Genomic DNA, 19524 nt, shown 5'->3' with positions numbered 1-19524 from the left:
ATGAGCGAGACATTTTATACCAAGCTTTCAGACCGCGCCGTTATCCGCATCAGCGGTGCGGACCGGACCTCTTTTTTACAGGGCCTTGTTTCCAACAATGTCGAGAAAATCACCCCCGATGCATCAGGTTACGGGGCATTTCTGACACCGCAGGGCAAGTTCCTGTATGATTTTTTCATGTATTGGCAGGATGACAACAGCCTGTTGATCGAATGCGAAGGTGGTGAACGCGCCCAAAGCTTTTTCAAAAAGCTGCGCATGTATAAATTGCGGTCCAAAATCGAGCTTGAGGATGTCAGTGACGGTTTTGACGTGCTGGCAGTCTTTGGCAAGGATGCCCTGCCCGCCCTTGGCCTGCCGTCCGAACGCGGTGCCACCGCCGCCTTTGGCCCCGGCATCAAGGCGGTTGATCCAAGGCTTTCGGCCATTGGCGCACGGGTTTTGCTGCCCAAAAACAATATCGGCCTTTTAACCGGGACCGGTGCAGTTGAAAGCGATATCGAGGCCTATCACATTGCGCGGGTTCAACTGGGCCTGCCCAACGGCAGCGAGGAACTGGAAATCGAAAAAGCCATCCTGCTGGAAAACGGGTTCGAGGAACTGGGCGGCGTTGATTTCAAAAAAGGCTGTTATATGGGGCAGGAACTGACGGCACGGACCAAATATCGCGGTCTGGTGCGCAAGCGCCTGTTGCCGTTTGAGTTTACCGGCCCCGCCCCGGTGCCCGGCGACCTGATTATGGCCGATGAACGCGAAGCCGGCGTGATCCGCAGCATCCACGGGACATCGGGCCTTGCGATGATCCGTCTTGAACGCATCGCCAATGAGGCGCCGCTGATTTGCGGCGAGGCCCGCATCACCGTGAAAGTGCCAGATTGGGCGGTTTTGCCCGAAGTTGTGGCCTGAGACAAAAGCAAACGGCGGTTCTTTTGGAACCGCCGTTGATCTTTTGTCAGCCTGCCTTTTTCAAGGCCGCCTGTGCGGCGGCAAGACGGGCAATCGGTACGCGATACGGCGAACAGGATACGTAATCAAGGCCCAGCGTTTCGCAAAAGGCAATCGAGGCCGGATCGCCGCCATGTTCGCCGCAAATGCCCAGTTTCAGGTCGCCGCGGGTTTTGCGGCCCCGTTCGGCGGCAATCGCCACCAGTTCGCCCACCCCTTCCTGATCCAGCGACACAAACGGATCACCGGCAAAAATATCCTTGGCGATATAGGTATCGAGGAAATGCGAGGCATCATCGCGTGACAGGCCAAAGGTCGTCTGGGTGAGATCGTTGGTGCCGAAACTGAAAAATTCGGCTTCTTCGGCGATGTCACCGGCCCGCAAGGCGGCACGCGGCAATTCGATCATGGTGCCGACCAGGAATTTCAGGCTGGCGGATTGTTCCGTTTCGACTTCGTGCGCGACGCGAATGATCGCGGCCTTGAGGATTTCCAGTTCCTTTTTGCCAACAATCAGCGGGATCATGATTTCCGGGATTACCGGGGTGTTGCCACCCTTGCCGACTTCGACCGCCGCCTCGAAAATCGCCCGGACCTGCATTTCATAAATTTCAGGATAGCTGATCCCCAGACGGCAGCCGCGATGCCCCAGCATCGGGTTGGCTTCGGACAAATCCAGCAACCGGCGACGCACCACCGTTTCCGATACCCCCGCCGCCTTGGCAACTTCGGCAATTTCATGATCGCTGTGTGGCAGGAATTCATGCAAGGGCGGGTCCAGCAGACGGATTGTGACTGGCAGGCCCGACATGATGCGAAACAGATCGATAAAATCCTTGCGCTGATAGGGCAGCAATTTGGCAAGGGCCGCACGACGTCCGGCCTCGGTATCGGCCAGAATCATCTCGCGCATCGAAACGATGCGTTCGGGATCAAAAAACATATGTTCGGTCCGGCACAGGCCGATCCCCTCGGCCCCGAAACCGCGTGCGGTTTCGGCATCATCGGGGGTTTCAGCATTGGTGCGCACCCGCAGGCGGCGCACACTGTCGGCCCAGACCATCAATTGCGAAAAATCGCCCGACAGATCGGGCTTCAGGGTTGCGACCTCGCCCAGCATCACCTGCCCGGTGGCGCCATCAAGGGTGATGATTTCGCCTTCTTTGAGGGTGACGCCCCCCGATGTCAGGGTGCGGTTGGCATAATCGATGCGAATTGCACCGGCACCACAGACGCAAGGTGTGCCCATGCCACGAGCCACCACGGCGGCGTGGCTGGTCATGCCGCCGCGTGCGGTTAAAATGCCTTCGGCGGCGTGCATCCCGGCGATGTCTTCGGGGCTGGTTTCAATCCGCACCAGAATGACCTTGCGGCCCTTGTTATGCACCCAGTCTTCGGCAGTTTCGGCCGAAAAGACAATCTGGCCCGATGCCGCCCCCGGCGATGCCGGAAGGCCGGTGCCAATCACCGATTTGCGGGCATTGGGGTCCAATGTCGGGTGCAACAACTGATCAAGTTGCGACGGATCAACCCGCAACAGGGCATCGGTTTGCGAAATCACCCCTTGTTCGCACATTTCAACGGCGATGCGCAAGGCGGCCTTGGCGGTGCGTTTGCCCGATCGGGTTTGCAGCATATAGAGTTTGCCGGACTCAACGGTGAATTCCATATCCTGCATGTCGCGGTAATGGGATTCCAGACGGTCCCGCACCGCCACCAGTTCGGCGAAAACGCCGGGCATGGCTTCTTCCATCGACATCAGGTCCGATCCGGATTCCGTCCGTTCGATTTTGGTCAGCGGGGCGGGTGTTCTGATCCCGGCCACCACATCCTCGCCCTGGGCATTGATCAGATATTCGCCGTAAAAACGGTTTTCGCCAGTGGATGGATTGCGCGAGAAACAGACGCCGGTGGCGCAATTTTCGCCCATATTGCCAAACACCATCGCCTGCACATTAACCGCCGTGCCCCAGCTTGCCGGGATGCTGTGCAAACGGCGATAGGTATTGGCGCGCGCATTCATCCAGCTTCCGAAAACAGCACCAATTGCGCCCCAAAGCTGTTCGCGCGGGTCCTGCGGAAAGGGACGGCCCAGTTCCTCGGCGACCTTGGCCTTGAAGGCCTGAACAATTTTCTGCCAGTCGTCGGCCCCCAATTCGGTATCAAGGACAAAGCCGTGGTCTTCCTTGTGGACTTCGAGGATTTCCTCGAAATGGTAATGATCCACACCCAGAACCACATCGCCATACATCTGAATGAAACGGCGATAACTGTCATACGCAAAACGGCGATCCCCGGAGACCGCCGCCAAACCTTCGACCGTATCGTCATTCAGGCCCAGATTAAGGACCGTATCCATCATACCGGGCATCGAGGCCCGCGCCCCGGAACGCACGGAGACCAGCAACGGGTCGGACGCATCGCCAAATTTACGCCCGACGAGGGTTTCAACCTTGCCAAGGGCGGCCTCGACTTCGTCATTCAGGCTGTCGGGATAGGTTTTGTCATTGTCGTAAAATGCGGTGCAGACTTCGGTGGTAATGGTAAATCCGGGCGGGACCGGCAATCCGAGATTGCTCATTTCTGCAAGGTTTGCCCCCTTGCCGCCCAACAATTCACGCATTTCAGACCGTCCTTCGGCATGACCACCGCCAAAGCCGTACACCCATTTCGTCATCTTGCCTGTTCCTCATCTGGCATTGGGCACGGTGCCCGTCGCCGCCCTTATGATTCGATTTTTGAAAAATCGGCAATGTCGTGCAATGCAGTGCGAATTTGCGCCAGCAGTTTCAACCGGTTGGCGCGTTCATCGGCATTGTCGCTATTGACCGTTACTTTTTCAAAGAAGGCATCGACCGGCCCGCGCAATTGCGCAAACGCGGTCATGGCATCGGCATAATTTTCTGCCCGCAACAGCGGCAAGGCCTTGTGCCGGACATCGACAAGTGCCTGATACAAACGTTTTTCCTCATCCTGCACCAGAAGGTCGGCGGAAACCGGCGCATCATAGGACGCGCCATCTTTCTTTTCCTCGATCCGCAGAATGTTGGATGCCCGTTTGTAGCCAGCCATCAGATTGACACCGCTTTCGCCCGACACAAAATCGGCCAGCGCATCAACCCGTGCCAGCAGGCGGACAAGATCATCCTCGCCATCCAGTGCGAAAACAGCCGACACCAGATCATGGCGCACGCCCTGTTCCCTGAAATGCACTTTCAGACGATCCGCAAAGAAATTCAAAAGGTCTTCTACCGCGCCATCATTGCGAATGGTGGCGGGATATTGTGACACCGCAAAGGCAAAGATACGGCGCAAGGGCAACCGCAATTTGTTTTCCAGCACAAGGCGGATCACCCCCAGCGCCGCCCGGCGCAGGGCAAACGGATCCTTGGAGCCGGTGGGTTTTTCATCAATGGCAAAAAAACCGGCAAGGGTATCAAGCTTTTCCGCCAGGGCAACCGCCACCGACACCGGCGCAACCGGACAGGCATCCGACGGACCGGCCGGGGCATAATGCCCGGCAATGGCCGCACAGACCTCGGCGGCTTCGCCGTCATTCTGGGCATAATATTTGCCCATCAGGCCCTGAAGTTCGGTGAATTCAACCACCATGTTCGAGACCAGATCGGCCTTGGCCAGCAAGGCGGCCCGATCGGCCATCGCCCCATCACAGCCCGGAATATCGGATGAGACTTCGCGGGCCAGTCCGCGCAACCGCAAAACCCGGTCCGACAATGATCCCAGTTTGGCGTGGAACACGATTTTTTCCAGTTTCGGCAGGCGCGATTCCAGCGTGGTTTTACGATCCTGATCCCAGAAAAACTTGGCGTCATGCAGGCGGGCGCGCAGGACGCGCTCGTTCCCGGCGATGATCTGGGCGTTGTGATCGGCGGTCACCATGTTTGATACCGTGATAAACCGCGCCGCCAGATTGCCGCTGGCATCTTCCAGCACGAAATATTTCTGGTGTTCGCGCATCGAGGTTTCCAGAACCTCGCGCGGGACGTCCATGAATTGTGCGTCGATCTTGCCCATCACCGGCACCGGCCATTCCACCAGCCCGCACACTTCATCTAGCAATCCCGGATCGCTGACCAGTTGCAGGCCTTCTGCGTCCGCCAGTTTCTGACATCCGGCCAGAATGACCGATTTGCGGTCTTCGCGGTCCAGCATCACCTTGGCAAAGGCCAGTTTCGTTTTGTATTCATGGGCATTGGCAACCGCAAAACCCGCCGGGGCCAGAAAACGATGGCCGCAGGTGACATTGCCCGCCGTAACCGGCCCGAAGGATACCGGCACCACGGCCCCGTCAAACAGGCACAGGATGCTTTGCAATTGCCGCACCCAGCGCACCTTCTGATCGGCCCAGCGCATGGATTTCGGCCAGGGCAGCTTTGCCATCGCGTCTTCGATAATGTCTTTGAGGACATGCGCCGTTGCGCGGCCCTGTTGTTCGACAATCGCAAACAGAAACACCCCCTTGGGCGTTTCGCGTTGTTCGCATTGTTCCAGCGTTACGCCATTGCCGGTCAAAAACCCGGCAATCGCCTTTTCCGGCGCATCGGCACGCGGGCCACGGCGTTCTTCGCGCAGGTCGGGCTGTTTTTCCGGCAATCCGTCAATGATCAGGGTCAGACGGCGCGGTGTTACCAGCGTTTCAACCCGCTCAAACGCCAGATCGGCGGCGGCAAGGCCATCGGTGACCAGTTTTTGCAAATCTTCGGACGCACGGGCCTGCATCCGGGCCGGGATTTCTTCGGAAAACAGTTCAAGCAGCAATTCAGCCATGACTTATGCCCCTTCTTTCAAATGCCCGCGGGCACGAAGCCATGCTTCGCAGCAGGATTTCGACATGTCGCGGACACGGCCGATATAGGCCGCCCGTTCGGTGACTGAAATCACCCCGCGCGCGTCGAGAAGGTTAAAGATATGGCTGGCTTTCATCGCCTGTTCATAGGCCGGAAGCGGCAGGCCGCGGTCGATATTGACTGCGCATTCGGCCTGTGCGTCCTTGAAATGACGAAACAGCATCTCGGTATTGGCGACCTCGAAATTATAGGCCGACTGTTCCTTTTCATTTTGCAGGAACACATCGCCATAACTGACCCCCTGGCCGTTATAATCAAGGTCATAGACATTTTCGACGCCCTGAATATACATCGCCAGACGTTCCAGCCCATAGGTCAGTTCGACTGGCACCGGATCGCATTCAAACCCGCCTACCTGCTGAAAATAGGTGAACTGGGTGACTTCCATCCCGTTCAGCCAGACTTCCCAGCCCAGCCCCCATGCGCCCAGCGTCGGGCTTTCCCAGTCATCCTCGACAAAGCGGATGTCATGGGCCAGCGGATCAATCCCCAGATTGCGCAGGGATCCCAGATACAATTCCTGCGCATTGGGCGGGGACGGTTTCATCAGGACCTGAAACTGGTAATAATGCTGCAACCGGTTGGGGTTTTCGCCATAACGGCCATCGGTCGGACGGCGTGACGGCTGCACATAGGCCGCGTTCCAGCTTTCGGGACCCAGGGCGCGCAATGTGGTCGCCGTATGAAAAGTTCCGGCCCCGACTTCCAGATCATAGGGCTGCAAAATCACGCATCCCTGATCGGCCCAATAGCTTTGCAGGCGAAGGATGATTTCCTGAAATGAAGGGGGACGTTGCAACCCGTCAAGCGCCATTGCGCAAACTCTCTATCCAGTGTGAAACAAAAACTGCGGCAAGCTAGCGTTCTGCCCCCTTGTGGTCAAGAACGCAAAAGCCCTGAGACGACAGGAAATGCGCACCCGGACCCGCATATTGGCCCCCACCGGCAGCATTCAATATCGCAATGCAGCATAGCAATCGGGCAGTTTGAGGGCAAAGCCAACAGAAAACAGGCGATCTCAGACCAAAGTCGGGTTATCCCTGCCTTGGACCAGACCCTATTTTTCACACAGATGGGCATCGCCATCCGCATGATAAACCCCGCAATAGCGGCATTTTTCCATATCATGGGCAATCGGCGCACGCTTGTCCTGCCCGGCCTTGGGCTGAGCGGCGCGGCTTGCCGCCTTGTTGGCAAAAAATTTAAAGCCGTACCAGACGATGGCAATGATCGCGGCGGTAAACAGAATTTTCGATAAACTCAGCATTAAAGCATATGTTCCGTCTGACGGTTATGGACCGTCCTTTATACAGGCCCGATCCCGATTTAGAAACCGGGCAATGGCAAGGTAGAACGCAAAAGCGTTTCGGTTTCGGGCAAATAATCGCCATTTTCGGCATGCAGCACAATACCGCGCCGCATCGTCAGGGGCGATGATACCCCCTTGCGGGCCGAGACAATCACCCGCATCGGCGCATCTGAACTGTGTTTGCTCCAGATCGGGTAAATGGTCATATCGCCCGCCCGGCCATATAGCAGGGCAATGATCCGATCCAGATGATCGGCGCGATGCACCAGCGTAATCCGGCCCTTTTGCCGCACCATTTTCAGACAGAACCCGATCCAGTCCTTGAGGTCCGCCGTGCCTTCCTGATGGGCTTTGGCCCGGCTTTCATTGGCCGGGCGCGTTCCCCCGGCATAATAGGGCGGATTGGAAATCACCTGATCGAAACTTTCGGCAATCAGGGGCAAGGTGCGGTCATTGATGTCGCCCTGCATCGCCGTTACCCGTCCGTCAAAACCGTTTTCGACGATATTGCGACAAAACAGCGCATAAAGATCGGGTTGCAGTTCCACCCCGGTCACGTGCGCCTGCGCCAGACGCCGCGCCACACAAAGCCCGGCCGACCCCACCGCCGCCCCGACATCCAGAATACGTGCCGTCCGGGTACCCGATACCGACACCGATGCGGCCAGCAACACCGCATCCACCGCCGCCCGATATCCGTCAATGGGCTGTTTGAGGATCACCGATCCGCCCAGCAGGAAATCATGGCTGATCCGGTCTTCGGGAAAACCGTTTTCCAGGGGATCGGGTTTGTCGGGCACTATTTCAGGCGTCATGATCATGTCTCAGATATCGTCGGCATCGGGGAGGGCCGCCGCATTGTCCTGCGCCAATTGCTGTCGCGCAATATCAAGGGCATAGCGCGCCCTGCTGGCGTCATCGCCATCAACCACCAGGCGTCGCGGCAACGCCCCGATCGATCCATCCAGAATACTGGCGTGATAATCAAAGATCAGGCTTTCAATGCCTTCCTGTGCCAGCACCGCCTGCGCCCAGCTCAGCTCTATCGGATCGTTACTGCGAAAAAGTTCGATCATATGTCCCCAACATCCTGCAAAATGGCGTCCTGCCTGCCTGGCATGATTTGTCTACTTGACCGCCAATGCCCGGCATCTCTATGTTGAGCCCACAAGTTAAACGACCCAGTCATCAGCGTTACCCGCGCCACAAGGTGCGGTCAAGGCGCGAGAATTTGTTTCGGATGTCAGTGTGAACAATACCGCGACGCAAAAAAAGGCCCAACCGGGCCTTGAGACCCTGACCCACCTTGTTGATGCCGATATGAAACGGGTCAATCAGGTCATCATCGACAATATGCACAGCGATGTCCCGCTGATCCCGCAACTGGCAAGCCATCTGGTCGCCGCAGGCGGCAAACGCATGCGCCCGATGCTGACCCTTGCCTCGGCCCGGCTGTGCGGATATCACGACGGCAATCTGGCGGTTGATATGGCGGCCTGTGTGGAATTCATTCACACCGCCACCCTGCTGCATGACGATGTGGTCGATGAAAGCAATCTGCGCCGCGGGCAGGCATCGGCCAATGCCCTGTTTGGCAACGAAGCCAGTGTTCTGGTCGGCGATTTTCTGTTTGCCCGTGCCTTTGTCCTGATGGTCAAGGGCGGATCGTTAAGGGTTCTGGACATTCTGGCACAGGCATCGGCGGTGATTGCCGAAGGCGAAGTGTTGCAATTATCCACCGCCAACGACACCGCCACCACCGAACAATCCTATCTTGATGTTATCACGGCCAAAACCGCCGCCCTGTTTGGCGCGGCATCGCAGATTGGGGCGGTGATTGCCGGTCGCGCCCCTGAAGATGAAATGGCGCTTCGCCATTATGGCCTTCATCTGGGTACGGCGTTTCAGCTGATTGACGATGTGCTGGATTATTCCGCCCATCAGGCGACACTGGGCAAAACGGTTGGGGATGATTTCCGCGATGGCAAAATCACCCTGCCGGTCATCATCGCCTTTGCCAAGGGCACAGAAGAAGAAAAGATATTCTGGCGGCGTTGCCTTGAAGACCAGAATTTCGAGGAAGGCGACCTTGACCGCGCCCAGATTCTGATCCGCAAATATAACGCGCTGGAAGCCGCAATGGACCGGGCGCGGGAATATGGCCAGAAGGCGATTGACGATCTGGCCCGGTTCGAGGATGGGCCGATCAAGGATGCGATGATCGAAGCCGTTGAATTTTGTATTTCCCGCCCCTATTGAGGGCCGCAATATTTGTCCGGGCAGGCATGTGCAGAAAATTCTTGCGCGTTGCCGCAATTCCGATTATCACCCGGCACGCAGAATGACGGAGCGTAGCTCAGCCTGGTAGAGCACTGTCTTCGGGAGGCAGGGGTCGGAGGTTCGAATCCTCTCGCTCCGACCATCATTCAAGGCCCTGAAATCTTTGATTTCGGGGCCTTTGCACTTTTCCAGCGGACGCTTCATGCTTACTCAGACGTTTCGGCCAACCATGGCAAGGATTGTTTCAGAAAGTTCGTCCTCCGCCTGCTTGGGCGTTATATCTCCCGCTGCGGCGGCATTTGACAAGGCATCAGCTGCCCCCAACATCGCCCAAAGCCCGGCAATGGCAATAGTCCCTTTCCCGACAAACGGGGTAAAGACATCCCGGCATTTTTCAATGAAAATCACCTGATATTCCCGTTTGATTTTTTCAAGTTCAGGTGCACCTGCCAATGCGGCAATCACGCCCGGTATTTCGTTGCCTTGTTGCAGCACGCAGCCAACATACGAGGCCGCAATCACAGATGCTTTGCCTCTCAGAGTCGGTTCACTTTCCCGAAGTGCGGCGTCCATGACCGCCGTCTGCCGCGCATCATATTCCTTATAGAGTGCCGCGAGCAAGCCGTTCCGCGAGCCAAAATGATCGTAAACGACAGGTTTTGTCACACCAGCCTGTTCTGCGAGGTGCCCAAGTGTAAGGGCATCCGTGCCTTCTTTACGGATCAACTCCCACGCAACATCCAGAAGCTGGCGCTTGCGATCTTCTCGGGACAAACGGCGACGCGGCGGATTGGTCATCTGATGTTTCATTAATCTGCACTTGACATTTTTATATACCAAAAGTAACTTACTAAAAGTATATAAGATTGTTTTCTTATTCGCAATCCAAACAAAACAGGAGCTTTCAAAATGCATGCCCTGATCGTTGTTGCACACCCCAACGCCAACTCGCTTACCCACAGCCTCGCCACGCATGTGGCAGAGGGCATTGAATCATTTGATCCCGCCAATTCCTTTGAAATTGCAGACCTGTCGGCTGAATCTTTTGACCCAAGATTTACCTCAGCCGACCTTTCCGCCTATTTTAAGGAAATACCATTCCCCGCCGATGTTGCCGCCGAACAGGCAAGAATTGACCGCGCAAATGCGCTTGTGCTGGTTTATCCTGTTTACTGGTGGTCAATGCCGGGAATTCTCAAGGGATGGATTGATCGTGTTTTCACCAATGGCTGGGCCTATGAAGAAGGCCCGGACGGAAAAGTGACCAAAAAACTGCAACACATGCAGATCCATCTGATTGCACTGGGTGGTGCCGATATACGGACCTATGCCCGGCATGGTTATTTTGGCGCAATGAAAACACAGATTGATCATGGGATATTCGATTATTGCGGCCCCAAAGTGATAACATCCGAACTTTTGATCCAGTCGGAAACCCAAGATCCGACCGCGCATTTGAGAAATGCCCATACCATCGGACGAAACATCTTCGCTCCCCCCAAACAGAGCAAAACGGCAGATGCCGCCTGAACAAACCGCATCCGATCTGGTGCCTCCCATATCAATCTGTCTTTGCGCTTTGCCGGGAAAACATTGGTGCACAATCTGGCCCCGCGCAGAGCAGAATTCGGCCTTCCAGCTATGGAATCTGCTTGAACTGGCCGGGCAGACAGGATAGACAATCGCGACACTGACGGAGCGTAGCTCAGCCTGGTAGAGCACTGTCTTCGGGAGGCAGGGGTCGGAGGTTCGAATCCTCTCGCTCCGACCATCAGTTCAAACCCTCGAATCTTTGGATTCGGGGGTTTTGTTTTTTATCACATTCATAAGACATGACAGAATTTGATAAGAGATATTCTTTAACTTTACCATTTCCTAAAATACGCATTACCATACGGATTTCTGCATTTTTCAGGAAATCAATCCGTTTTTGCAGGTTTTTGCGGATATTTTATGTCGCAAAATCGCAAACAAACTTGCCCAAATTTGTCAAATGCGTTTAGCCTTGGGCCACCAGATTGCAAATACAGCACATTGGCCCAAAAACACGTTCGATAAAAATAAAGCTGTCCTGTTTTTTGGTAATACCAATTTCGGACATCCAGGGAGGAAGAAACGAATGAAACTCAGCACTGTTTTAAAATCCACCGCCTGTTTTGCGGTTCTTGCCGGTGTCACCCTTGCCGCGACCGGGGCGGATGCCCAGGAACGGGTGCGCTGGAAAATGGGATCGACCTATGCCGGCAGCCTGACCCAGCTTGGCACCCTTGGCAAACGGGTGGATGAACGGATTGACGCCGTATCGGGCGGCAATATCCAGATCAAATTCTATGAACCGGGTGCCCTCGTTCCGGCACTTGAAGTTTTTGATGCGGTATCAAGTGGATCAATTGATGCGGCTTTCTCGACACCGGGTTATTGGGCGGGCAAGGTTCCGGCCCTGCAATTGTTCGGGGCGGTGCCGTTTGGTCCGCAGGCCGGTGAATATCTGGCATGGGTCAAGTTTGGCGGTGGTCAGGAAATTTTCGACGAACTGTATGGCCGTCATGGTATCAAGTCGCTGTTTTGCGGCCTGATCGCGCCCGAGGCATCGGGCTGGTTCGCCAAGGAAATCAATTCGCCCGAAGACCTCAAGGGCCTGAAAATGCGGTTCTTTGGCCTTGGGGCCAAGGTGATGGAAAAACTGGGCGTCTCGACCCAGCTTTTGGCCGGTGGCGATATTTATCCGGCACTGGAACTGGGCACCATTGACGCCACCGAATTTTCAATGCCGGCCATCGACCTGAAACTGGGTTTCCATCAGGTTGCCAAATATTACTATTTCCCCGGCTGGCATCAGCAATCCACCCTGTTTGACCTGATGATCAACAAGGAAAAATGGGACAAGCTGTCCGATACTCAAAAGGCCCAGATTGAATCGGTCTGTGCCGACAATATCGGTTATGGTTTTGCCGAAGGCGAAGCGATCCAGTTTTCGGCCCTGAAAGAACTTCAGGAAAAGGGCGTTCAGATCAAAAAATGGTCGCCTGAAATGCTCGATACCATGCGGACCGCATGGGAAGAAGTCGCCAGCGAAATGTCGGCCGAAGATGCCGATTTCAAAATCGCCTATGACAGCCTGCAATCTTTCCGGACCGATTACAAAATCTGGAAAGACATCGGCTATCTCGACTGATAACCCTTGCCGCCTGATCCGGGCGGCACATGGCTGTCTTTCAGAAGGGGTCGGGTGCCTCATGGTCCCCGGCCTCTCCTGTACATGAAGACCTGAAAGGGGGGCCTCATGGAAACCTTACTGAACATCACAGACCGGATTGATGGTGTGATTACACGGATTGGCCGGATAGCATCCTTGCTGGCGATTCCGTTGATGCTGACCATTCTGTATGATGTCATCCAGCGCAAATTTGGCGGACAAGGGTCGATCAAGCTTCAGGAACTGGAATGGCATTTTCATGCCGCCCTGTTTTTGTTGTGTTTCGGTTTTGCCTATATCCGCGATTCCCATGTTCGCATTGAACTGATCCGCGATACTTTACGCCCACGCACCCGCGCCATCATGGAAATGGTTGGCGGCATTTTATGCGTTTTGCCGTTTTGCGGGCTGGTTTTGTATTTCGGTTTTGATTTCGTGCATCGGTCCTTTGCCAATCACGAAGTGTCATCGGCGGCCACCGGACTGACCCATCGCTGGATCATCAAATCGATGGTACCGATCGGCTTTGGTCTGCTGGCCTGTGCCGGAATATCGATTTTCCTGAAATGTTTTGTCTTTGTCTTTGGCCCTGAACGGTTGCGTCAACGGTCCGGCTTTTATGTCGGTACCCATCACGCCGATCTGGGTCAGGTCATTCCGAAACTCAAAGACTGATCGCGGAACGGGGTTTTAAATGGCTGACTTCTATATCGAGGACTGGTTTCCGCTGATCATGTTTGCCATGCTGGGCATTCTGGTTTTCACCGGCCTTCCGGTTGCTTTCATCATTTCCGGCATCGGGATCGCCTTTGGCCTTCTTGGCATGGCCTATGATGTTTTTTCCTTCATCGAATTTTTCAACATCGTTTCGCGCATCTGGGGTGGCATCGCCGAAAATATGGTGATGGTCGCCGTGCCGATGTTTATTTACATGGGCACGATGCTGGAAAAAAGCGGCGTTGCCGAAGACCTTCTGGAATGTCTGAGTGTTCTGTTGCGCAAGGTCCCCGGCGGGCTTGCCCTGTCTGTCACCCTGATGGGGACGATCATGGCGGCAACCACCGGTATCATCGGTGCATCGGTGGTCATGATGACCTTGCTGGCCCTGCCGGTGATGATGCGCCGCAACTATGACACATCCCTTGCCACCGGTACCATTGCCGCATCGGGCACGCTGGGCATTCTGATCCCGCCCAGCATCATGCTGGTGCTGATGTCCGACCTGATGTCGGTTTCAGTCGGCAATCTGTTTCTGGCGGCCATCCTGCCCGGTCTGGTTCTGGCCGGTCTTTATGCCGCCTATATTTTCATTCGTTGCCAGATCAACCCCGCCCTTGCCCCGCCCCTGCCTGATTCCGAGGCGGTCGAAGGCATGGAACTGGTGAAAATGGTGTTGCGCAGCTTTATCCCGCCGGTTTTGCTGATTGTTCTGGTTCTGGGGTCCATCTTTGGCGGCTTTGCCACCCCGACCGAGGCATCGGGTGTCGGCGCTGTTGGCGCAACCTTGCTGGCGATATTCAAACGCCGCCTGAATTTCAAGGTGCTTCAGGATGTTTGCGAACGGTCCGCCCTGACCGGGGCGATGCTGTTCTTCCTGTTTGCCGGGGCAACGGTATTTTCCTATGTCTTCCGGTCGCTGGGTGGCGATGATCTGGTGATTGACCTGATTGAAGGATCGGGTCTGGGGCCATGGGGCGTTTTGCTTCTGTTGATGCTGATTGTTTTCATCCTTGGCTTTTTCTTTGACTGGGTGGAAATCACCCTGATTGTCCTGCCGATTTTCGCCCCGATCATCGGCTTGCTGGATTTTGGCGATCATTTGACTGTTGCCGGGATCGAAGCCAGCCAATCCCATATCCTGACATGGTTTGCCGTGTTGATTGCGGTTAATCTGCAAACCAGTTTCCTGACGCCACCCTTTGGCTTTGCCCTGTTTTACTTAAAGGGGGTCGCGCCCAAATCGGTGCGGATACAACAGATTTACAAGGGGATCATTCCCTTTGTCCTGTTGCAGTTACTGGGGCTTGGTCTGGTGATGTATTTCCCTGCCATCGCCCTTTGGATGCCCAATACCCTGCTGGAATAACCATTTGATCTGCACAACAAAAAAGGCACCCCGAACCATCGCGGGTGCCTTTTTCTTATGGCCGGAACGGAGAAAATTCAGTGATGAATGGCTTTTTCACCGGGTAACTGCAACATCCGGCCCATCAGGTAATCGACATCATCCGAATCGAATTCAACGCCCAGATCGCCATATTGCGTCAGGATGCGTTCGATCATTCGCCGTGAATACCGTTCACGATCCTTTTCCCCGCCATCCAGCGTGGTTTCGCGGGCAACCTCGATTGCGGCACGTACGCCAGGGAAGAAATTACGCGGCATGTCAGCCTTGTTATAAATGGCTTCCAGCCCGCAGGTTCCGGAATCGTGGATCAAGACCCGGGTATTGACCAGTGACACCCCGGCCCGCCGGGCCAGGGCGGCCTCGAAAAATGAAATATCGCCCATGCACATCGCCCGCAAGACAAGGCCGCTGGTCAGGCGATTGTTGGTATAAAGATGTTCCACCAGAACTTCGACATCGCGGTCCCCGGCATCCGGGCCCAACAGGCCGATGGTCGCACTTTCCTGCGACTGGGTCATTACGGCATTCACGATGCCTTCGGGGATATGGCCGCGTGAAATCAGTTCACCGCGCAACCGGTCCGACACCAAAGTCACCAGACGTTCGGCAATGGTGATCGGCAGGCGGTTGCGGGCAATTATCGGTTTCTGGATGCGCTCGCTATGCCCGAAATCATCGACCACTTTTTGCAGGGTCTGTTCGCTGATTTCCGCGCCATTATTGGCCATCAGATCGACCAGAACATCTTCATGCCCCATTTCGACCAATGCCCCGGCGACCGTTTCAGAAACACTTTGCCGTCCGGCAATCGCCTTTTGTTTGGCGACGTTATCGGCATTGTTGCCAATAATATCGACAAGATCATCGTCGCTGAGAACTTCGGAAAATTGCAAAATGGGCAGCGAAACATCATCAACGTCGCGGGCCAGACTGGCGGCGATATCATGAGGGACCAGCGGCGTCTGGCGCAAATTGCGCGCCAGTGCCTTACGCACCAGCACCTCGGCATCGCGCATCATGATCCGGAAAATGTCTTCGGCCAGAATGCGTTCGCTTTCCGACAGCACATCCGTTGTGAAATCGCGACTGATTTTTTCCGCAGTTTCCAGCCGGTTTTTGCCTGATGGATCGGCGATCAGCCTGTTGAGATCATCTTTGGTAATGCGTGGCACAGCGTCTCTCCTGATGCAACCGGCGAAACGGGCCGGTTGCGACAAAATAAATCATACACCGAACAGCCCGTTGACTAAACGCAATTTATTCCCAACTTACATCCATTAGAATGTGGGTATCGTAAACAAGAACGTCCACCTTTTTAATCATTCTACAAATTGTTGGAGTTTGATTGCCTTTTAAGCCGGTGACATCCAATACTGCCGCCACCTTGCGATCAGATTTCGGTACGGTACCACAAGCCAGATAGAGAGACCCGCCATGAAATTCGTCAAAATTCTCGCCCTCACTGCTTTTGCCATCGTCGGCAGCACTGCCGTCGCGTCTGCGGGCGATGCCGCCAATGGGGAAAAAGTTTTCAAAAAATGCGTCGCCTGTCATTCCGCCGAACCGGGCAAAAACAAGGTCGGCCCGTCGCTTGCCGGTGTTTTCGGCGAGGCTTGCGGCCATGTTGAAGGCTATAAATTTGGTGCGGGCTATCTCGCTGCCTGCGAAAAGGGCTTTTCGGTCGATGAGGCTTTTCTGGTTGATTACCTGAAAGATCCGTCTGCCAAACTCAGCGAAATTGCCGGATCGAAACAGCGGTCGAAAATGACTTTCAAGCTGAACAAAGACGCCGAAATTGCCGATGTGATTGAATATCTCAAGACGCTTTAAAGCCCTTGCCAATTTCCGCACGACATTTAAACGACCGGCCCCGCGCCGGTCGTTTTTTTAACGCCGCCGCGCCAGTTCGGTATTCACCGCCCGCATCTGGTCTTCGACCCGAATATCAATTGTTGATGTGACCTCCAGATCGCGGTCTTCATAAACATCGCGATCCGGATATTTGGCCTGCCATGCGGCCACGGCCAGATCCCGGGCGCGGATCAGTTGTTCAATTTGCGGCCGGTAAAAAACCATCATCCCGGAAACCCAGCGATTGACCGGCCATGACGGCTTGGCATGATCAATGATGAAATTATCCAGCATTGCCACCACCGAGTCGGCGTCATACCAAATTTCGCCCGTTACCCAACGGTTGGTGGTGAACAAACGTTGCGCCAGTCCAAACCCGTCCATCGAAATCGCCACCAGATGCGACAGCGCATCATTGGGACCATCGGGCAGAACAACGCCGTCAATTGCCAATGGCGTTATGCCATCGGGCATGCCGCGCGGGCGCATGAAAGTGTGAAAATGCCCGTGTTCGTCCCATTCACGCTGCGCATCCTTGGGATGGGCATGATAATAAAACTGGCCATGATTGATGCGGTCATAGACATCACCGTCAGGGTAATGGGACCATTCAAAGAACGGGTCTGCATCCCGGATCAGTTCCCCGACGATATTATCGCCAGTCGCCGCCAGAACCCGCTGACATTCCATAACGTCACGTCCGGCGGCCTGCATTTTTTGCAGAAGGCCGGTTTCGATTTGTGCCCAGTCTACGGTTATTTCTGTCATCGTCTGGTCTCATGTTTTGCACGACGATCCCCACCTGCACCGTACACCCGATCATGACCTTACCCGTTTCAAATCGCAAGGGCGAGACACGCACGGTCAAAAAACAGTGACCCGCCGGTTATGGGGCAATCGTTGTGCCATGAACCACCCGGAACCCGATCAGGATATGACGTAAATGTTCGGCCCGGCTGTGGCGTGCCGCCGGGCGACAGACACCGCATCCGCGATCATCCCATGACCCGCCCTTGACATAACGATAGCCCGCCTGCGCCGCCGCCATAGTCCATTCAAACACCTGCCCGGCCCCGTCATACAGACCATATGGACCGGCCTCGTATTGTTTGACCGGTCGGGTATCAAACGGCCCGGCATCGGCACTGTTCAGGCGTTTGGGATCGAAAATATTGCCCCACGGGTAAAATATACCATCGGGGCCACGCACGGCTTTTTCCCATTCCGCCTCGGTCGGCAGACGCCAGACCTCGCCAGTTTTGCGGCTGAGCCAGTCCACATAGGCCCGCGCATCCTGCCACGACACCAGAACCACCGGATGATCCCCACGTCCGGGCGGAGGTGCGCCATTTTGCCAGATGAAAGGCCGGGTCGCCTCATATCCCTGCACCAGCCCGAAGCTGTCCCACAATTCCTTTTCGACCATCGGCGCAGGATGGCCGGTATCGCGGACAAAGGCGGCGTATTGGTCATTGGTAATGGGCGTTGTCGAAATATCAAATTCCGGCAAATAAATTCGCCATTTGGGCATTTCGACATCATACCAGCGATGCCTGCGCGTCACATCGCGCCCATAAATCTGTTCATCCAGACGATAGGCATATTCGCGTTCCAGATCATCCGATCCCTGCCAGAACCAGCCTGCGGCGATCTGCGACATTTCCGGCACGATCAAATTGCCGTCCGTCGCCCGCGCAGATTGACCCGCCATGACGATGAAGGTGGCAACTATTGCGCCCCCCCATCGGAGCACCCTTTTTTGACAGTCGGCTATCTTCAATGTTTGCGTTCCTCCCTGTATGCCAGAGATGGTATGTGCCCGTATCGGTCCCCTGTCTGTGTCAGTCATCACGGGAAAGGCAGTTTATACTGACACAAATGTGAAAATCTGTCGTTCCATCAAAAAACCTGCGCGCAAATTAACGGGTCCATCCCTTTTAAAAGCATGGACAAGGCCGGAACACGAGACTTTCACCCAACAGTGAGCGCAAGTGACCCCCGCAAAGACCTTGTTTGGCGCATTGTCAGGAACGAGGTTGCAATCGGGAAACAGCCTTTTGTCCTTTCCCGTCATCACCCGTTTAACATCCGTCAGAAAGAGGCTTCCATGTCTTCGCACAATTCGACTTTTGCCAAAGCCACCCTGATTCCCGCCATCGCATTCGGGGCCACCCTGATCGGTGCGGTTCCGATGGCGTCTGCTGCGCCCAATCAGGTGCCGGTTGAAATTGCGTCCTGCGCGCCTGCCAATCCCTGTGCCGCAAATCCCTGTGCCGCCAACCCGTGTGCTGCGGCAAATCCTTGTGCTGCAAATCCGTGCGCAGCAAATCCCTGTGCCGCGAAAAAATTGCCGGTCAATCCCTGTGCGGCAGCAAACCCCTGTGCCGCGAATCCGTGTGCGGCAAACCCGTGTGCCGCCAACTAAACTGTTGGGGGAACTGTTTCGCACGACGGCAAAAAACAGGGCGGCCCGCAAGCCGCCCTGTCTGACATTCCGAAACAACCGGGTTTAGTCGCGCACCACCATCACCGAACAATCGGCATGGCGGACCACCCGTGCGGCATTCGGGCCCAGCAGATAGTCCTTCAATTCCGGGCGATGCGCCCCGATGATGATCAGGTCGCATCTGGTTTTCTTCGCCATCTGCAAGATCACCTCGTAAATCGTGCCCTGCCCGATAATGTGCTGTACCTTGAGGGTCGCGGGGATATGTGCCGATACAAAATCGTGCAGGCGCTGATTATAGATATCAAGCACCTTTTTTTCATATCCCTTGGGGAAGAACTGCCCGACCATCGACATGCCAACAGTTGGCACGACGGTCAGAATATGCAGGCGCGCACCAAAGATTTCAGCCTCCTTGATCGCAACCGGAATGGTCTTTTTCCACGATTCATCGTGATCAAGATCGACCGAAACAAGGATATCCTTATACATTTCCCGATC

General features: G+C 55.3%; 19 protein-coding genes and 2 tRNA genes. 10 read left to right on the top strand and 11 right to left on the bottom strand.

What is annotated here, in order from left to right; genetic code table 11:
- Positions 1-906, top strand: coding sequence for a folate-binding protein YgfZ (locus Q8O73_RS01445; protein WP_305553825.1), 906 nt, complete (start codon positions 1-3; stop codon positions 904-906).
- Positions 907-952: 46 nt separating this feature from the next.
- On the opposite strand, the gene ppdK is transcribed toward Q8O73_RS01445, so the two are convergent.
- The 6 genes from ppdK to Q8O73_RS01415 form a co-directional block, all read right to left on the bottom strand.
- A complete protein-coding gene (gene ppdK / locus Q8O73_RS01440) occupies positions 953-3622 on the bottom strand; it encodes a pyruvate, phosphate dikinase (protein ID WP_305553822.1) in 2670 nt (889 codons plus the stop codon).
- Between the two features lie 47 nt (positions 3623-3669).
- A complete protein-coding gene (glyS, locus tag Q8O73_RS01435) occupies positions 3670-5733 on the bottom strand; it encodes a glycine--tRNA ligase subunit beta (protein WP_305553819.1) in 2064 nt (687 codons plus the stop codon).
- A gap of 3 nt (positions 5734-5736) precedes the next feature.
- Positions 5737-6612, bottom strand: a complete 876-nt coding sequence (locus tag Q8O73_RS01430) for a glycine--tRNA ligase subunit alpha (protein ID WP_305553916.1) — start codon at positions 6610-6612, stop codon at positions 5737-5739.
- A 258-nt stretch (positions 6613-6870) separates the two neighbouring features.
- Entirely contained in the window at positions 6871-7080 is a 210-nt protein-coding gene (locus Q8O73_RS01425) for a hypothetical protein (protein WP_305553816.1), read from the bottom strand.
- Between the two features lie 59 nt (positions 7081-7139).
- On the bottom strand, positions 7140-7937 hold the full coding sequence (locus tag Q8O73_RS01420; protein ID WP_305553813.1) for a tRNA1(Val) (adenine(37)-N6)-methyltransferase: 798 nt from the start codon (positions 7935-7937) through the stop codon (positions 7140-7142).
- 9 nt (positions 7938-7946) lie between these two features.
- Positions 7947-8198 (bottom strand): DUF2007 domain-containing protein, encoded by a 252-nt coding sequence (locus Q8O73_RS01415; RefSeq protein WP_305553810.1) that lies wholly within the window; start codon positions 8196-8198, stop codon positions 7947-7949.
- Positions 8199-8370: 172 nt separating this feature from the next.
- Here Q8O73_RS01415 and Q8O73_RS01410 point away from each other — a divergent pair, with 172 nt between their 5' ends.
- Together Q8O73_RS01410 and Q8O73_RS01405 are read left to right on the top strand one after the other, a co-directional pair.
- Positions 8371-9381, top strand: a complete 1011-nt coding sequence (locus tag Q8O73_RS01410; RefSeq protein ID WP_305553807.1) for a polyprenyl synthetase family protein — start codon at positions 8371-8373, stop codon at positions 9379-9381.
- Positions 9382-9467: 86 nt separating this feature from the next.
- A tRNA-Pro gene (locus Q8O73_RS01405) sits at positions 9468-9544 on the top strand.
- A 68-nt stretch (positions 9545-9612) separates the two neighbouring features.
- On the opposite strand, the gene Q8O73_RS01400 is transcribed toward Q8O73_RS01405, so the two are convergent.
- Positions 9613-10317, bottom strand: coding sequence for a TetR/AcrR family transcriptional regulator (locus tag Q8O73_RS01400; protein WP_305553804.1), 705 nt, complete (start codon positions 10315-10317; stop codon positions 9613-9615).
- On the opposite strand from Q8O73_RS01400, the gene Q8O73_RS01395 reads away from it, so the two are divergent.
- The 5 genes from Q8O73_RS01395 (at position 10312) to Q8O73_RS01375 (ending at position 14684) form a co-directional block, all read left to right on the top strand.
- Positions 10312-10932: an NAD(P)H-dependent oxidoreductase gene (locus tag Q8O73_RS01395; RefSeq protein WP_305553801.1), complete on the top strand. Its 621-nt coding sequence runs from the start codon at positions 10312-10314 to the stop codon at positions 10930-10932. The genes Q8O73_RS01400 and Q8O73_RS01395 overlap by 6 nt on opposite strands.
- 164 nt (positions 10933-11096) lie before the next feature.
- A tRNA-Pro gene (locus Q8O73_RS01390) sits at positions 11097-11173 on the top strand.
- Between the two features lie 348 nt (positions 11174-11521).
- Positions 11522-12577 (top strand): TRAP transporter substrate-binding protein, encoded by a 1056-nt coding sequence (locus Q8O73_RS01385; protein ID WP_305553798.1) that lies wholly within the window; start codon positions 11522-11524, stop codon positions 12575-12577.
- A 108-nt stretch (positions 12578-12685) separates the two neighbouring features.
- The gene (locus Q8O73_RS01380; RefSeq protein ID WP_305553794.1) at positions 12686-13273 is read left to right on the top strand and encodes a TRAP transporter small permease subunit; all 588 of its coding nucleotides are present in this window, start codon (positions 12686-12688) and stop codon (positions 13271-13273) included.
- 19 nt (positions 13274-13292) lie between these two features.
- Complete coding sequence (locus tag Q8O73_RS01375; protein ID WP_305553791.1) at positions 13293-14684, top strand: TRAP transporter large permease subunit; 1392 nt, start codon at positions 13293-13295, stop codon at positions 14682-14684.
- A 77-nt stretch (positions 14685-14761) separates the two neighbouring features.
- Here the strand turns inward: Q8O73_RS01375 and Q8O73_RS01370 are convergent, their stop codons facing one another.
- On the bottom strand, positions 14762-15898 hold the full coding sequence (locus Q8O73_RS01370) for a DUF2336 domain-containing protein (RefSeq protein ID WP_305553788.1): 1137 nt from the start codon (positions 15896-15898) through the stop codon (positions 14762-14764).
- A 262-nt stretch (positions 15899-16160) separates the two neighbouring features.
- Between Q8O73_RS01370 and Q8O73_RS01365 the strand changes: the two genes are divergently transcribed.
- The gene (locus Q8O73_RS01365; protein WP_305553785.1) at positions 16161-16556 is read left to right on the top strand and encodes a cytochrome c family protein; all 396 of its coding nucleotides are present in this window, start codon (positions 16161-16163) and stop codon (positions 16554-16556) included.
- Positions 16557-16613: 57 nt separating this feature from the next.
- Here the strand turns inward: Q8O73_RS01365 and Q8O73_RS01360 are convergent, their stop codons facing one another.
- On the bottom strand, positions 16614-17345 hold the full coding sequence (locus tag Q8O73_RS01360) for a hypothetical protein (protein WP_305553782.1): 732 nt from the start codon (positions 17343-17345) through the stop codon (positions 16614-16616).
- 118 nt (positions 17346-17463) lie between these two features.
- Positions 17464-18288, bottom strand: a complete 825-nt coding sequence (locus tag Q8O73_RS01355) for an SUMF1/EgtB/PvdO family nonheme iron enzyme (protein WP_305553781.1) — start codon at positions 18286-18288, stop codon at positions 17464-17466.
- Between the two features lie 396 nt (positions 18289-18684).
- Between Q8O73_RS01355 and Q8O73_RS01350 the strand changes: the two genes are divergently transcribed.
- Positions 18685-19002, top strand: coding sequence for a hypothetical protein (locus Q8O73_RS01350; protein ID WP_305553779.1), 318 nt, complete (start codon positions 18685-18687; stop codon positions 19000-19002).
- 84 nt (positions 19003-19086) lie between these two features.
- Here the strand turns inward: Q8O73_RS01350 and Q8O73_RS01345 are convergent, their stop codons facing one another.
- A complete protein-coding gene (locus Q8O73_RS01345) occupies positions 19087-19515 on the bottom strand; it encodes a universal stress protein (RefSeq protein ID WP_305553777.1) in 429 nt (142 codons plus the stop codon).
- Positions 19516-19524: the final 9 nt, after the last annotated feature.

This window comes from Thalassospira sp., from assembly GCF_030690045.1.
Taxonomy (GTDB): Bacteria; Pseudomonadota; Alphaproteobacteria; order Rhodospirillales; family Thalassospiraceae; genus Thalassospira.
Note: the sequence above shows the minus strand (reverse complement) of the source record. Positions and strands in the feature narration are given on the sequence as shown.

Bases quoted from the DNA above. Each gene is read 5' to 3' on its own strand.
- Q8O73_RS01445 (WP_305553825.1), top strand. From the start codon at position 1: ATGAGCGAGACATTTTATACCAAGCTTTCAGACCGCGCCGTTATCCGC.
- ppdK (WP_305553822.1), bottom strand. From the start codon at position 3,622: ATGACGAAATGGGTGTACGGCTTTGGCGGTGGTCATGCCGAAGGACGG.
- glyS (WP_305553819.1), bottom strand. From the start codon at position 5,733: ATGGCTGAATTGCTGCTTGAACTGTTTTCCGAAGAAATCCCGGCCCGG.
- Q8O73_RS01425 (WP_305553816.1), bottom strand. From the start codon at position 7,080: ATGCTGAGTTTATCGAAAATTCTGTTTACCGCCGCGATCATTGCCATC.
- Q8O73_RS01420 (WP_305553813.1), bottom strand. From the start codon at position 7,937: ATGACGCCTGAAATAGTGCCCGACAAACCCGATCCCCTGGAAAACGGT.
- Q8O73_RS01415 (WP_305553810.1), bottom strand. From the start codon at position 8,198: ATGATCGAACTTTTTCGCAGTAACGATCCGATAGAGCTGAGCTGGGCG.
- Q8O73_RS01395 (WP_305553801.1), top strand. From the start codon at position 10,312: ATGCATGCCCTGATCGTTGTTGCACACCCCAACGCCAACTCGCTTACC.
- Q8O73_RS01400 (WP_305553804.1), bottom strand. From the start codon at position 10,317: ATGCATTTTGAAAGCTCCTGTTTTGTTTGGATTGCGAATAAGAAAACA.
- Q8O73_RS01385 (WP_305553798.1), top strand. From the start codon at position 11,522: ATGAAACTCAGCACTGTTTTAAAATCCACCGCCTGTTTTGCGGTTCTT.
- Q8O73_RS01380 (WP_305553794.1), top strand. From the start codon at position 12,686: ATGGAAACCTTACTGAACATCACAGACCGGATTGATGGTGTGATTACA.
- Q8O73_RS01375 (WP_305553791.1), top strand. From the start codon at position 13,293: ATGGCTGACTTCTATATCGAGGACTGGTTTCCGCTGATCATGTTTGCC.
- Q8O73_RS01365 (WP_305553785.1), top strand. From the start codon at position 16,161: ATGAAATTCGTCAAAATTCTCGCCCTCACTGCTTTTGCCATCGTCGGC.
- Q8O73_RS01360 (WP_305553782.1), bottom strand. From the start codon at position 17,345: ATGACAGAAATAACCGTAGACTGGGCACAAATCGAAACCGGCCTTCTG.
- Q8O73_RS01355 (WP_305553781.1), bottom strand. From the start codon at position 18,288: ATGGCGGGTCAATCTGCGCGGGCGACGGACGGCAATTTGATCGTGCCG.
- Q8O73_RS01350 (WP_305553779.1), top strand. From the start codon at position 18,685: ATGTCTTCGCACAATTCGACTTTTGCCAAAGCCACCCTGATTCCCGCC.
- Q8O73_RS01345 (WP_305553777.1), bottom strand. From the start codon at position 19,515: ATGTATAAGGATATCCTTGTTTCGGTCGATCTTGATCACGATGAATCG.